Below are 14,797 nucleotides of genomic sequence, written 5' to 3'. Positions count from 1 at the left end.
GTCATCAGAATGTGCTGGGATTGTTAAAGACGGGGGCGCGTAGCCCCTTCACATCCTTGATCGGCGGCGCGCCGAACATGCGCCGATATTCCCGGCTAAATTGGGTGACGCTTTCATAGCCGACCCGTACTGCCGCCGTGGCGGCATCTACGTTTTCCCCGATCAGCATGCGCCGGGCTTCGTGCAAACGCAGATGTTTTTGATATTGCAGCGGGCTCATGGCGGTCACCATGCGAAAATGGTGGTGCAGCGTTGATTGACCCATACCGACGAATGCGGCCAGTTCGGCCATTTTTAACGGTTTATCAAAGTTTTCCCGAAGCCAGGTAATCGCCTTGGCGGTGCGGTGGCTTCGGGTGCCGGTGAGAACCGTCTCGCGCAGCCTGCCCCCTGCCGGGCTGGTGAGAATGCGATAAAGAATCTCCTGCTGTATGAGTTTTCCCAGATGAGGAAGATCCTGCGGTTTATCAAAGATGGCGATGAGTCTGGCAATGGCATCAAAAAGCTCAGGGGTTGCCGGACCGGTTGCCATTCCGGGACCTTTAACCGGCGAATGAGGACCGTGCTGTTCAATGTCAGCCATCAGTTGGCGCGCCATCTGCAAATCCAGCCGCATCAGTAACGAAATATAGGGCGCTTCGGCACTGGCCTGTAGAACTTCCGTGACGGTGGGGAGATTCACCGAGGTCAGCAGAAACCTTGATTCATCATATATATAGGTTGTTTCTCCCAGCTTCACTCTTTTGCGTCCACGTATAATCAGCGACAGGCTGGGTTCGTACAAATAGGACATTGGCGGAGTATATTCACATACCCGGGCAAAGCTAAGCCCTGATGCCGGGGTCATGCGCTCATTTTGGCCGCCCAGGAAGGCCATGATTTTCTCCGCCAATTCTCCGCGGACGCGTTCTGTGCCTTTGCTACGCTTTCGATCTTCTTCTCCCAGTTCAACAATCATGCTGGCCTCGGCGCTTTCTGCTCATGAGCGGGCAGGTTGCTTTCTCAGGGTAGGATTGCCTAATTTAACGTAATCCGGATGAATTAAGCAATGAACCGGATTAACGCCATGGGATGCCCGTTAATTATGCATCTTCCAATAACATCCCGCGTAACACCGTATCAAGCTCGACTTCACCAAAAAACCTGTCTGTTGTTTTGCCTTCAAACGTAATCCATTCATCATTGAAGCCATCAAGCATCTGTATTCGGGGCAGGGGGTTCTGGGCGCCCTGTGCCCGGAAAAGCGATTCCCAGCTCGCGCGCGGAACCGCTTTTGCAACAACCGGGCGTCCCAGTATATCGGCGAAAGCCTTGGCAATATCGTTCGGCGAGACGCGCCGCGGCCCTTCCAACTCCACCACCCGTCGTCCTGACCAGCTCTGCTGCAGCACCATTGCCGCCACTCGTCCGATATCAGCCGTAGCAATCATCGGAACGGCTTTGTCCAGCGGCTGTAAATAGCTTTGGATAACGCCGCGATCGCGCGCCGCGTCAATGTCCAGCGCCGCATTCTCCATAAACCAGCCAGGCCGCAGGAAGGTGACGGGCACGCTTAATGCGGCCAGCTCTTTTTCCATCAGGGTACGTTGCGTCAGCAGATTGGTTTGGACGGCTTGAGCGCCGATGGTGGAAAGGCAAACCGCCTTTTCCGGCATCGCCGCCTTGATGGCGCTGGAAACGGCGGCAATGACCTTTCTGGCTTCAGGGAAGCCCGGGGCGGGATCAAATTCCGGGGGAGGGAGAATAAATACGCCGGTCGCGCCTTTGAATGCCTCGGTGAGCTGGGGGGCATTATCCATGTCGGCGATGGCGATTTCACATCCCTGCGCCCGCCAGTACGCGGCCTTGCCGATATCCCGCATAACGGCCCGCACAGGCTGATGCTCACTGAGCAATTTTCGCGCGGTTGCTCCCCCGACTTTTCCGGTGATACCCGTAATGACATACATTGAGTGAGCTCCTATATAGCGTAAAAGAAGAAAAAGCCGATAAGGCGGGTACTCTTTGCCGGGGAAAGTATATAGTGGGCGCTATATTGACAGAATGAGTATCTGGTCATAACTTTAGTGACTTTAAATCACGAGTAAATCATGGGCTTTGACGGACGACTGCTTTCCAACATCAACGTATTGGCTGCAATAGTGCACAGCGGCAGTTTCGCACGCGCGGCCGAAGCACTGGGCATGACGCCTTCGGGGGTCAGCCGCGCGGTGAGCCGCCTGGAAGCCGGCATCGGCGTACGTTTATTCGATCGGACAACCCGCGCGGTGACGCTGACTGATGAGGGCAGGCGGCTTTATGAAGAGATTAGCCCGCTGCTGGCGGGCATCGACGATGCCGTCAATCTGGTCTGCGGCGCATCCACGGCCGTTCACGGACGGCTCCGGGTCAATGTCGATCCGTTTTTCTCCGGGCGAATGCTGGCGCCCCATCTCACCGCGTTTTTGGAGCGTTATCCCGGATTATTCCTTGAGCTTACGGTGCGCGATCAGTTAGGCGATCTGGTATCAGAAGGATTCGACATCGCCGTGCGCTTCGGACAGCCGCCGTCTTCTTCACTCATTGCGCGAAAACTGCTGGAAACACATACCGTTACCGTGGCTTCGCCGGAATATATCCAGAAACACGGTTACCCCCGGACGCCGGAGGATTTGATACAACACGACTGTATCCAGATGCGCAGTTCCATGACGGGGCTGCCGTTGGAGTGGGAATATGTTTCCGACGGCAAGATCATTCCGGTAAAAATCGCCAGCCGGCTGCTGGTTAACGAGGCCGGTACGCTATTGGGAGCATGTCTTGCCGGCGCGGGTATTGCCCGGATTAAAGAGAGAGGGGTCAAAGGCTTGATCGCACAGGGACGCCTGGTAGCACTGCTTACCGACTGGTCGGGAGAGAAATTTCAGCTCTATGCGCTTTATCCTTCCAGGCATTTAGCGCCGGCAAAGGTGCGGGCATTTATTGACTTCGTGGTGGATATGCTCCGTTCAGAACCAAACGAGGCAATGGAAAATCATTTTGACGCCAGGGCCGAGTAACAGAATCGAAATAGTGTCCACTGTAAAAAGCCATCAATTTTAACACGTTGAAAAAGCTTCCAGGCACGTTATGAAATAGCTTTTTGGTTAAAAACGTTATATGAATTTAGTCTGTATTTATTTATGTGGTGAATATGATATTTAACACCTATGAATCTCTCTACGGATAATTATGTGTATATTGGAAGTGATCAGCATGGGTGAAATTTGAATAATCAATTCATACATAAGCAGTATTATACTAGTTAACACCAGGAGGTAATAGGGTGAATTATGAGGTGGGATCAATCAGGCCGTTACCAAAAATCTATCCCTATGAGCATGAGAGCAATACTTTAACAAAAAATATAATATCTGCGTATTCTTCTGAAAATAAATTATCAAAAAATAATTCATCATTAAATGGCCGTGATCTTTAATATATGGCGATAGATTTTAATAACGAAAACAAAACGATCATTAATGATGAACTCAATAGACAATGGAAACTAAAGCAACCCAAAAATAACATAAAAAAATTAATTTATGGTCTGCTGCTGGTTTCGCCTTTTAACAGCGGCTTTTTGTCCTGCAAACCTCCGAACAGGGATATTTGCTGCGTAAAATTCACCTTGATGATAGTTACCTGAGCACGCTGCGGCCGTTTATGGCGGATTGGCCGGTCCCGAAATGGGTGCCTCAGCATGAATTCACTCTGTTGGCCTTGAACAATGTCTCCGTGATGAAACAGCCAAACGAAACCTTGTCTGTTTTTCTTGAGCGCTACGCAGATTCCCATTACCAGATCTATCGGCTGAAAATCCACGATATGGGCTTTGAGGGGCCGGGGCCTACTTTTGCGGAAATTATGGATACGGCCGCCGGCTATATTGTTCCCTTTTATGGCTGCGTCAGCGCCATTAAGGCCGGGCAGCATCAGGTTGCATTCGCGGAGTGCCTGGTAAATGGCGCCCTGATAGGAATGCCGCTGGTCTTTACCGGCATCAAAGCGGGTTCTGGCCTGTTCCGCGCGGTGGTAATCGGTGCCGGCCGTACTATTGGCGGGCCGAGATTCAGCGCGTCAGGGCAGGTTCTCTTCAAGAACGTTGTCCCCGTCACGACGCAAATTTCCGGCGGCATCATGGCCGCCCGCGACCAATTAGGCAACTTTATGGATGTGATGGGAAAAGAGGTGCTCAGAAGCGTCGATCCGGGATTTGCGACGCTACGCTCGCTGAGCGTATTAGCCAAAGGTCTCTATCTGGCGTTGCTGTGCAGGGCGTCGCTGGGGCTGGTGGGATGGCAACGCAATCTGGCCAAAGTTTCGGGCGATATCCCTAAGTTCGTGGTGGCGACCCACGCCCAGGATTTTCAAATTTCCTATGACAAGGACGGCTTCACGCCGCTCACCGTCAAAGTAAAAGGCGTCACGTATCCGGTTTTCCATATACAAAACAGCAGTATGGTGGCCGTGGAAACAGGCGAGCGGACCCCCGGCGACCAACTGATGTTTGCCCAGTTGGATTTACAGAATCAGTTCGGCATCTATAAAAAATACTATTGCCTGTATATCGGCAGCGCCCGGTGCCAGATGAGGGCCTACGCTTATCCGGATTTCAAGATAGAAATGGATGCGAAGCTCCCCCGCCTGGCCGATTACACCCTTGATGATGTGGAGGACATTTTGGGTTTACCCGCCGTCATTCATGACGACGCTACCCTGAGCGTGCATATCGGCGAATTCCGGTATCTGCTGACGCCCGAAAAGAACGCCGCCACCTTCCTGCTGCGTCATCCCAAGCTGCCCGCCGCGCCGGCATTCCGGGTGGCTTATCTGGTCGGCAATGGCGATTTTGTCTTTGTGACGCCGATGGAGCCTATCAATGCCCATCACATCGGCGAGCAGTTGCGGCAAAAAATCGCCGATATTCCCCAGGCCACGCTGGCGACCCCATGTCGATATATTGTTGCCGCCGCTCTTTAACGGCGCCTTTAGCTACGGTAACAGTATGTTCCTGAAAATCGGCGATCGATTTTTGCCTATCACGCCGATTGACGGGCTTTATCATACTTTGCCCGGAGAAGAAGAGGCTGGGCCGTATAAAATTCGCTGGACACTGCGCTATGAGCTATTCACCGGCAGTTTCGATATTGTCGACATTGACGATTTCACCGTGCCGCACAGAAAAGGGGTAGGGGGGCACACTTCCAGGTTTGAAAGGCTTGCGGAACGTGCTGACCTCAGGCTGTTTATCGTCAACAAAGAGCCCTCCCCTCTGGGGGAGCTATTGGAAAGAGCCTATGAAATACGGATTTTCCCCGATCGGCTGGCGGCGGCGCTCCTCACGAATGAAGGCGGCTTTCGTCGCTGGCTGCCGGCAACGGATGATATTCTGCCTACAGTGGTGACCAAGTTTACCCTCGCGGACACACCGCAGCCGATTTTCTGGGTGGATGATACACAGCAAATTTGGGTGCAGGCGCCGGACGGGGCTAAAACACGATTGTACCGTCCAAACATGAATCGTCCCGTGCTCGATATTATCGTCTCTCCCGACGGCGGCACGGCGGTATTGATTGTTGAGCGAACGGCACAGATGCAATCGGCGCTGTTTTATCATCTTCCGTACATGAGCAGCCGGGCGGCGCCGGCCGAGATAGATTTCTATCAAGAAACCCCGCTGGCGAGGCCTTATTTAACCGGACGGTCAAATTGGGTCACCAATCAAGGCGATTTATATGTCATTTGCGAAAAAAGCTGGTCCTCACTTAATGAAAACTCTCTTCGTTGGACCGTCCCCGAGGGCTACCAACCGGACTTTGTCTCGCCGGATCAGCGCTTTCTCGGCTACATCAGGCGTGACGCCGAAATGCACGATCAGCAGTTATTGCTGATTGATATCATATGCGATAAGTTACTGCATTTACGCCGCAGCCAGCCGGTGAATATTAAGGGATTCGGCGCAGGCAAGGTCTTGAGCGTCGCCTTTTCCGCTCTTAATGCATTGGCGGCGGTGGGTTTTTCCGATGGGTATATCGAGATATACCGCATCGTTGAAAACGATGATACGAATAATGCGCTTTCTCTCGGCCACGCGCGCATGCCGATGGGCCGGCTTGTCCTGGCGCAGGAGTGCTACTTCAAACCCAAGCAGATGGTGTTAGCATTCGACAATGCTTTTGACCGGTTATTGGTTTTTCATGATATCGGTGACTTTCACTCGGACCGTCAAGGCAACGGGACCTATGCCGTGTCGGAAATATATCTGGCCGATCTGGCATAACCATCGCCCTGGGATACTTTGCCGGTCACTCATTCAAATTATATTAATTAATGCAGGCGCTTTTCAAAACGAACCGGTAGCCAAGAGACATACTCTATATATGTCTCCCGGCGCCGGTTATATCGTCTTTCGCCCCGCGCTTATTTATAGATGTCAGCCGCACCGGAATAAGAGTTGTTGCCGCCTGCGGCAATGATACGATAATAACGGGCGCCGGCGGCATCCGCTTTCGTCGCCAGGTTACTCTGTAAATCGGAAAGCGTGCCGGCTCCGCTGTTGTCGGTAACCCGGCCGATGCGGGTCAGTCCGTGGGGCATGGTCGTTTCCGTTGCGGCAAGGCATGACAGGGAAACGGTGCTGAATATAATGGCGGTCAGGATCATTTTAACGGTTTTCATATTTCACCTCGTAGTGACAGGATTAAAGCGGAGGAGAGGAAGTTCTCCTTGGCCCGACGAGATGATTTAACCATTGCCATGTATCCCTACTATTTTCGCCGGCGGCGATAATGTAATCCGATGTAGCTTATTTCGCCCCAGCGACATAGGGATACAATTTAAACTGTCATGTCCGTGAGCGTTATTGTCACCGCCAGTCCGCCGCCGTCCCGATTTGCCAGTGCCAGGCTGCCGTCGAGGGAGGCCACCAGCTGCTGGGCGATAGCCAACCCAAGTCCTGTTCCTCCGGTCATACGATTGCGCGAACTCTCCACCCGATAAAACGGCTGCAGCACCGCGTACAGTTCCGCCGGAGGAATGCCCGGTCCCCGGTCCAGAACCTGAATGATGATGTTACCGGCGGCCTGTCCCACCACCACTTCGGCGCTACCGGAAAATTTCAGGGCGTTATCGATCAAATTACACAGGGATCGCCGTAGCGCATGGGGTTTGGTCAGCACCGATCCCGGCAGTTTGCCCGCCAGGGTAACAGGTTGCCCGGTATCCTGATAATCACAGACCAGGCTATCGATAAAGGCATGGGGCTGGATTCGGCAAGGCTTTTCACTGCTGCTTTCGCTGGTGCGGGCATAGGCTACGCCCTCGCGTACCAGATGGGTCATCTCCTCAAGGTCCTGGAGCAGTTTGGCTTTGATGTCGTTTTCTTCCATCAGTTCGGAACGCAATTTGATGCGGGTTATCGGTGTTTGCAGATCGTGTGAAATTGCCGCCAGAATTTGCATCCGTTCCTTTAGATAAGCGGCGATACGATCCTGCATGGCATTAAAGGCCTTTGCCGCGTTACGCACCTCCACAGGCCCGCTCTCCGCCATTCTCACCGCCGCCGAGGTATCGGGATTTAGGGACTCCGCCGCGCGCGTCAGCGCCACCAACGGGCGCACGGCATTACGGACCGCGAACCAGGTACAGCCCAAAAGCAACACCAACTGAATAACCAATACAATCGGCAGCCAGGTGGCAAACGGCATGGTGCGCGGGACGAGATCGAGGGTTAACGGGCTGCCGTCGCTTAACCGCATATGGGCTTGCAGACGTCCTTGATCACCGGGGATGGCGTTCACTTTCAAGTGGTACCGATCCCCCAGGGCTGCTTTTAATGAACGAGCGGTATCCCGTAATCGTTTCCCGGTGGGATAATCGCCGCTCCGGCCTTGCTGTAATAAGTAGTGATAATTAACCCGATCAAGTCGGGGGATCCAGGCGGGACGCTCAACGGCGGGGAGGCGATCGAGGATGGCAACGCTTGTGGCTACATCATATTCCAGGTTGCCCAGCATCATGGCTTTGGCGCTTTGCGCACGCTCAAGCAGCAGCAGGCCGAGCGTCAGGCCGTTGGCCAGCAATAAACCCAGCAGCAGAATCAGCAACAGGCGCGATACCAGTGTCTGCGGCCAGAGTCGCCAGGCGCGTTTCACTTGTTAGCCTCGGTTATCTCGACGGGCATGGCGAAAACGTACCCTTCGCTGCGCACGGTTTTGATATAGAAAGGCTCCCGCGCATCGTCGTTCAATCTCTGCCGTAAACGGCTGACCAGCAGGTCGATGGAACGCTCGAACAGCTCCGCATCGCGCCCTTGCGTCAGATTAAGCAATTGATCGCGGTTCAGCACCCGCTGCGGATGATCGAGGAAAACCCGTAATAAACGGTACTCGGCGCCGCTTAACGCCACCATCACGCCCTCATTGTCCACCAGATTACGCGCGGTGGTATCCAGCAGCCATTCGCCGAAGGCCAGCATGCGGGCCGCTTCGGTTATCTGTATATTGGGCGGCATCATCCTGGTGCGGCGGAGTACGGCTTTGATACGCGCCAGCAGTTCGCGGGCCACAAAGGGTTTTACCAGATAATCGTCGGCCCCCATTTCCAGGCCGACAATACGGTCGGTATCTTCGCTTCTCGCCGTAAGCATCAATACCGGTATGCCTTTATGGTTTCCGCTGCGTAGTTCCCGGCAAAGCGTGAGGCCGTCATCCCCCGGCATCATGATATCCAGCACAATCAAATCCACCGGTGTGGTTTCCAGAAACGCGCGCATCTGCCGTCCGTCCGCCACCGCCGTGGTGCGTAAGCCGTTTTTTTGCAGGTAATCGGCAATCAGACTGCGAATTTCGCGGTCATCATCAACGATCAGGATATGATCGGTATGTTCCACAGTAGCGTCCTCTTTTAGGGGCGGGGCACGAATCGCCATCAGTTTACCCTAGTTCAACAGGGAAAACGGGCGGCTTTGTATCCCACTGTATCCGCCAACGCGGCGCTTTCAACCGGCGGATGCGGCCAGGGCCGATATTCACTGTTATGTCCGCTGAATTTCCTGCTGATCCCCGCTACATAAAAATACAAATCCCCCGGTATCAGGAAACACTTCCGATACATCCCTTTGCTTTAATTGGCCGCATCTGACCGGCACGGTCATCCGCCATAACGCTGAAGGAAACCCTATGAACGCCATCTCCCGTTATCTCATTATCCTCGGCGGCGCGCTGCTGCTCTGCCAGGGCGCTGAAGCCCATAAACATGCCGACAGTGCGGCGTCCCCTGCGCAAACCGCCGCCGAGCAGCCGTTCCTGCAGGATAACGATCGGGCGATGAATACCATGATGGCCAATATGGCCATCAGCCCCTCCGGCAACGTGGATGAGGATTTTGTCGCCCTGATGACGCCCCATCATCAGGGCGCCATTGATATGGCGGTGGCTCAGCTTCGCTACGGTAAGAACCCACAGCTCAAACGCATAGCCCAGGAAATCATCGTGACCCAGCAACAGGAAATTACCGCCATGTATCAGGCGCTGGGGAAACCGTTGCCTCCCGCCCTGCCGGCGCCGGATCAGATCTCGCCGGCCCGGTGAAACCACACCATAACGAATAGAAGGTAAGGATCATGAAACGACACTTTGCACGTACGGCGATGGCGACTGCCCTGGCGCTGACATCTTATTTGTCCTGGGCCGGGCAAGCGCCTTATGCCGCCGCCGCGCCGGACATTGCCATCAGCCACCGCGATCGCGTTTACGCGGCGGAACAGTTTTCCAATACCGTTTCGGTCACCGACCCCGCCAGCAATACCCTGCTGGGGGTTATCAAATTAGGGGATGCGCAGCCGGCCAACCTCAGCCCGCTCTACAAGGGGCAGGTTTTGGTGCACGGCATGGGCTTTTCCCCGGACGGCAGAACGTTGGCGGTGGTTTCCATAGGCTCCAACTCCGTCAGCCTGATCGATACGGCCACTAATGCGGTGAAGCATGTGACCTATATCGGGCGTTCGCCGCACGAAGCGTTTTTTACCCCGGACGGTAAAGAAATATGGGTCACGGTGCGTGGCGAAGATTATGTGTCTGTGCTTGATGCGGCCAGCGGGGAAGAAAAGAGCCGAATCAAGGTGCCTGGCGGGCCGGGAATGCAGATTTTCTCCCCTGACGGGCGGTACGGCTATGTCTGCTCATCCTTTAACCCCGAAACGGTGGTAATCGGCGTCAGCGATCATAAGGTTGTCGGCAGCATCAAACAGGCCAGCCCGTTCTGTCCGAATATCGCCGCCACGCCGGATGGGAAACAGGTCTGGCTTACCCTGAAAGATACCGGCAAAGTGCAGGTCTTTGATGCAAAACCGCCTTTTTCCCTGCTGAAAACGCTCGATACCGGTCCGATAACCAATCATGTCAATATTGTCCGTAACGCAAAAGGCAGTTTCGCCTATGTGACTATCGGCGGACTCAATCGGGTCAATGTCTATCGTACCGATGATTTTACCCAGACGGCTTCAATTCCGGTGGGTAATCTGCCCCATGGCGTTTGGCCGTCCGGCGATGGCAGCAGGGTGTATGTCGGACTGGAAAACGCCGATGCATTGACCGCCATTGATACGTTGAGTAATAAGGTCATTGCCACCATACCCATCGGACAGGCGCCCCAGGCGGTGGCCTACGTTCCGAACGCCGTTCCCGCCGGCGACGGCATGCAAGGACTGCAACCGCTGGGCATTGCCGGCCAGGCGGTCCATCTGGCGCTGAAAAATGTCAACGCGGTACATAACGCGCCGCCGGCCACCACGCTTTCCCTCTTTGATCAGGGGATTACCCAAATATTACAGGCTTCGGCCACCGGGTTGGAACCCAAGCAAAACTATCTGCTGGGGCTCTCTTCACAGGCGGATGGCGGCGGCAAACTGGAACCCCTGTCTCAATTCATGACTAATCCGGCGGGTGCGGCAATTGTCAACGCGGTGGGGCCCATCAGGCAAATCGTGGACAGTCATCACGCTGATGAGCGCCGTTATCTGGTGATAGTAAAAGGTAACGCCGAAGGATATGGTAAACCCATTCAGATTCAGGTCCGGTAAGGCCGCGTCGAAAGGCCAAGCGCCGGATTGATACCTTAACGCAAATAGCCCGTTCCAGCATGTCTGATACGGGCACTGTGCTATTCACCTTTCCCGAAAGACCGACGCTATAAAGTTCATCACCCTAATGAATAATCTATTTATAGTATTTAATAATTGTATGAGAAACAGATACTTTCAATCCAATATAGCCTAGTGCTGGTAAAAACACTATTTTTATGCTGATTAACATTCTGTCTATATTGCCGCAAATAATAATGATATATATTCCATAATAATTTTGGTTAAAGAGATATGTAGATATTTTATTTTTTTATGGCCATAAATTGAAACTATATAAATAACAAGCTATCCCAAGGAGAAGGTATGCCTATTTCATCCATTCATGATCACCAGCGGACAATCGGCGTCTACCAGCAACGGCACAAAAAAAAAGGTAAATCATCGACGAAGGCCAATACGGCTTTTTACCAATGTAACCCATTTGAGGAAGGAAGGGCTATTCAGCAACTAGCCCATGCCGGTAATGTGACCCTTTGCCGCAAAAAAAATGAAAAGCAGATCAATAAACACATGCTGGCATCTTCCCTTTTGAACGTGACGATACTGTTACTTTCACTGAAGCCCAATCATAATGATCATAACAAAACTATTTCATTTGGCAGGGAAATATTGATAACTTCCTTGCCCGATACGCATAATGCGAGCGGTGCGGTGTTGTCTTGTGGAAACATCTGTTTTTTTGATAAGTTTCCATTGCGAAAACCATCTGTTGCGGGCAGAAAAACGGCGGGCGTTTTTTCGAGAAAAAAAGGCTCGCCCGCCGCGCCCGCCATTGGCAGCCGCCCCGCCAAAACCGCCAAAACCGCCAAACCCGCTCTTCCTGCCGATAAACGCCATGTTGAAAAACCCGCCAAAACGGATCGCGTCGAGGTGCCCCCTTATAACGTGTCTAGCGGGGCTGCAAACCAGCCGGTTCATTATTGTGAAAGGCCTTTTATAGATGGCCTAAGGCAATTTATCAATCCAATGAAATACTATCAATCACTATTTGAACACGAAAAATCGGATCAGTATGGAGCCATTGCAAAAGAAATAAAAAATAATTACAGAACAGAGGATGTGTGTATAAGGTATTTGAAAGATCGTGATACAGATATTCCAGACCGATTTTTTTATCTTAAGAAAAATATGGACATGTTCAGAATTGAAATCAATAAGGTCCAGGGTGTGGTAAGCAAAGCTTTGCTGAAATTAAAACGGTCTACGGAAAAAAATGTGTTTGGCTCTCTGCGTTACCATCCTCAAAATACTATAGTAAGATATCTGCAAAATGCCCTTGGCACTCATGATGATGGCATTTTACAGCAAGCAATGCTTAGGGTGGAATATTATCTATTGCAATTGGAAAACTATTTCCGTAAATACAAAGGCAATATACTTTTTGCTACGTCAAAAATCATGAACGCTCCCGAGATACCTTTTCAAGAACCGCTGATGGGATTTACCCTGCCGATGGACTCTCGCCATAGAATAGTGGTTATGGTGGATTATTTTGATAAAACCGTGGCCCGCAAGGATAGATTGCGGATCACTGAGCTTGCGGAAGATGCAAATATACAGGTCGGAACAACCAGTTTTGTTTATTCTCCCAAAAGCCGACAGCTGGGCGATGGGAATGAGATTCTTGAGTTTTTCGATGAAGACATATTTGCCAATGGTAAGGAGGCCTTTATCTTTGATGATTTGTTTATAAAAAGCTACGAAAACGCTTTAGACGTCAGGGTTGATGCCGCACAGCTTATTCAGGCCATCAAGAGCGATCCTATGCTGCAAAAAAACATCATGATGGATAATGCCCATTTTATGGCAAAGATTATTTATGATATTGCCCATTATCAATCTTATGGTCAGGATTTCCTCTCACCGCCGCATGATAGAAAAAATACCAATGGCCTGGGCCCGGTATTTACCAAAGCGCTGCTTAACCTGATTATCAAACAACACGGCGTGGCCTGAACCGGTCGCGCCCGAGCCGCCGGGTAGTCTGCACGGGCGGCGAACTGCTTGGTAAGCCGGGCCGAAGCGGGACCATAGCGGATTTCTCCGGCCGCTTTGCTCAGCCATCGTTCTACCTGGAGAATAACAAAATGAGCGGTTGCCGGTCTCTTTTCGAATTAGGGGTTGATTACCCTCTCATCAAGAATTAAAGTTCAAATAACATCTAATTTCACAGAGGTCAATTGTGGGAAGATCTACTCGTGCACAGGCTGATCAGAATCGCGCCCGCATCGTTGACGCCGCGTCGGGATTGTTCCGGGTGAAAGGGATTGATGCGGTGAGTATTGCCGAAATCATGGAAGCCACCGGCATGACACAGGGCGGTTTTTATAAACATTTTTCGTCTAAGGAAGCGTTGGCGGCCGAGGCCTGCGCCGAAGCGTTCGAACGCTCCACGACGACCTGGAAAGAACTGGTCAGCGCCGGTCCCGAATCGGGAAGAACCAATAGGCTGCGGCAACTGGCGGAATATTACCTCACGGAAAAACCGCCGGAAAAAACCTGCCCGATGATAGCCCTCGGCCAGGATGCCGCCGGACATGCCGCCGACGAGCCGTTTAGCCAGGTCTATCGGAAAGGCGCGCAAGGGATGTGCGAACTCTTTGTCAACGCGGCATCACCGGAACCGAACGGGCGGCAACGAGAAGAATTGATGCTGCTGTTCGCGTCCATGGTCGGGGCTAATCTGCTTAAACGCGCGGTGGGGAATGAGCCCTGGATCCAGGAGATGCAGCAGGCGCTGATGAAAAAATTATCCTGTGAAGGAAGCGGGGATTAAGGTTTTATAACCATGCCGGCCCATCCGCTGCGGCGCTTGGTAGCGCTGGGATTGCCGCCGAAACAGCGCTTGAAGGGAACATTGCCCCCTCCCGCAAGGGAAAAGGGGCATGCATTAAACGTATAGTAATGGCATCTGTCCGCTGTTAGCGAACGGCGGCCGCCAGGGCCTTTTGTATCCATTCTTTATTCAGGCGGACGCAGTAGGCCGGCGTGCCGGTCTGGAAACGCCAGCCTTCGGACAGCGGTCCGACGTCCACCGCGTCGAAACCGAACTGATCGTAAAGATCCGCCACCCGTTTTTTCGCCTGGGCATCATCGCCGCACAGGGGCAGCGCGCGGCGGTCAAAGGAGCCGGCGGGCTGGCTGTCCCGTTCGATGTGGGTCATCATAATGGCATTGAAGGCCTTGACGATGATGGACTTCGGCAGGTGGGCCGCCAGCAGTTCGCTGCTGGTGGTGGAGCCGTTGTCCAGGACGTCTATTTTGTCGTCGCGCTGGGGATAATAATTATTGGTGTCGATGACGATTTTGCCCACCAGGGGTTCAACCGGGACGGCTTTGTAATGCTTGAGGGTAATGGCGACAATCACGATATCGCCGAATTTAGCCGCGTCGTCTATGGTGCCGGTTTTGCAGCCCAGCATGGCGGCGTCGCTGAATAAGGTATGGGGACCGCGGGAATTGCTTATCATGGCCTCATGGCCGTTCTTTACCGCCGCAGCGGCCAGGGCGCGACCAACATATCCCGCACCGATTATGCCGATTTTCATTTTAAGGATTCCTCTGGTTAAGGTAACATTGCGTTCAATGGCCTGCTTCATAAGTGTAAAACAAGATGGCGCAGAGCCTTGGCCT

Annotated in this window: 13 protein-coding genes; 7 read left to right on the top strand and 6 right to left on the bottom strand. The window is 52.7% G+C overall.

Annotated elements, in window-relative coordinates; genetic code table 11:
* Window positions 1–4: 4 nt before the first annotated feature.
* On the bottom strand, window positions 5–958 hold the full coding sequence (locus tag ACL2XJ_RS05570) for an AraC family transcriptional regulator N-terminal domain-containing protein (RefSeq protein ID WP_413725916.1): 954 nt from the start codon (window positions 956–958) through the stop codon (window positions 5–7).
* 124 nt (window positions 959–1,082) lie between these two features.
* The gene (locus tag ACL2XJ_RS05565) at window positions 1,083–1,949 is read right to left on the bottom strand and encodes an NmrA family NAD(P)-binding protein (protein WP_413725914.1); all 867 of its coding nucleotides are present in this window, start codon (window positions 1,947–1,949) and stop codon (window positions 1,083–1,085) included.
* 141 nt (window positions 1,950–2,090) lie between these two features.
* Between ACL2XJ_RS05565 and ACL2XJ_RS05560 the strand changes: the two genes are divergently transcribed.
* From ACL2XJ_RS05560 to ACL2XJ_RS05550, 3 genes are all read left to right on the top strand, one after another.
* Complete coding sequence (locus ACL2XJ_RS05560; protein ID WP_413725913.1) at window positions 2,091–3,038, top strand: LysR family transcriptional regulator; 948 nt, start codon at window positions 2,091–2,093, stop codon at window positions 3,036–3,038.
* A 592-nt stretch (window positions 3,039–3,630) separates the two neighbouring features.
* The gene (locus ACL2XJ_RS05555; protein ID WP_413725912.1) at window positions 3,631–5,001 is read left to right on the top strand and encodes a hypothetical protein; all 1,371 of its coding nucleotides are present in this window, start codon (window positions 3,631–3,633) and stop codon (window positions 4,999–5,001) included.
* A complete protein-coding gene (locus tag ACL2XJ_RS05550; RefSeq protein ID WP_413725911.1) occupies window positions 4,901–6,301 on the top strand; it encodes a hypothetical protein in 1,401 nt (466 codons plus the stop codon). Before ACL2XJ_RS05555 ends, ACL2XJ_RS05550 begins: the two co-directional genes overlap by 101 nt.
* 140 nt (window positions 6,302–6,441) lie before the next feature.
* Here the strand turns inward: ACL2XJ_RS05550 and ACL2XJ_RS05545 are convergent, their stop codons facing one another.
* From ACL2XJ_RS05545 to ACL2XJ_RS05535, 3 genes are all read right to left on the bottom strand, one after another.
* Window positions 6,442–6,699, bottom strand: a complete 258-nt coding sequence (locus tag ACL2XJ_RS05545) for a DUF1471 domain-containing protein (RefSeq protein ID WP_413725910.1) — start codon at window positions 6,697–6,699, stop codon at window positions 6,442–6,444.
* A 158-nt stretch (window positions 6,700–6,857) separates the two neighbouring features.
* Window positions 6,858–8,174 (bottom strand): ATP-binding protein, encoded by a 1,317-nt coding sequence (locus ACL2XJ_RS05540; RefSeq protein ID WP_413725909.1) that lies wholly within the window; start codon window positions 8,172–8,174, stop codon window positions 6,858–6,860.
* On the bottom strand, window positions 8,171–8,911 hold the full coding sequence (locus ACL2XJ_RS05535) for a response regulator (RefSeq protein WP_132924741.1): 741 nt from the start codon (window positions 8,909–8,911) through the stop codon (window positions 8,171–8,173). The genes ACL2XJ_RS05540 and ACL2XJ_RS05535 overlap by 4 nt, the downstream gene beginning before the upstream one ends.
* Before the next feature lie 289 nt (window positions 8,912–9,200).
* Here ACL2XJ_RS05535 and ACL2XJ_RS05530 point away from each other — a divergent pair, with 289 nt between their 5' ends.
* From ACL2XJ_RS05530 to ACL2XJ_RS05515, 4 genes are all read left to right on the top strand, one after another.
* On the top strand, window positions 9,201–9,611 hold the full coding sequence (locus tag ACL2XJ_RS05530) for a DUF305 domain-containing protein (protein WP_413725908.1): 411 nt from the start codon (window positions 9,201–9,203) through the stop codon (window positions 9,609–9,611).
* A gap of 32 nt (window positions 9,612–9,643) precedes the next feature.
* Entirely contained in the window at window positions 9,644–11,101 is a 1,458-nt protein-coding gene (locus tag ACL2XJ_RS05525; RefSeq protein ID WP_413725907.1) for a YncE family protein, read from the top strand.
* Between the two features lie 366 nt (window positions 11,102–11,467).
* Window positions 11,468–13,120, top strand: coding sequence for a hypothetical protein (locus ACL2XJ_RS05520; protein ID WP_413725906.1), 1,653 nt, complete (start codon window positions 11,468–11,470; stop codon window positions 13,118–13,120).
* Window positions 13,121–13,346: 226 nt separating this feature from the next.
* On the top strand, window positions 13,347–13,940 hold the full coding sequence (locus ACL2XJ_RS05515; RefSeq protein ID WP_413725905.1) for a TetR/AcrR family transcriptional regulator: 594 nt from the start codon (window positions 13,347–13,349) through the stop codon (window positions 13,938–13,940).
* 145 nt (window positions 13,941–14,085) lie between these two features.
* Here ACL2XJ_RS05515 and ACL2XJ_RS05510 read toward each other — a convergent pair whose 3' ends face one another.
* Entirely contained in the window at window positions 14,086–14,712 is a 627-nt protein-coding gene (locus ACL2XJ_RS05510; RefSeq protein ID WP_203520470.1) for an NADPH-dependent F420 reductase, read from the bottom strand.
* Window positions 14,713–14,797 lie beyond the last annotated feature (85 nt).

This window comes from Sodalis sp. RH16 (assembly GCF_047324245.1).
Taxonomy (GTDB): domain Bacteria; phylum Pseudomonadota; class Gammaproteobacteria; order Enterobacterales; family Enterobacteriaceae; genus Acerihabitans; species Acerihabitans ligni.
This window is presented reverse-complemented; position numbering and strand designations above follow the sequence as displayed.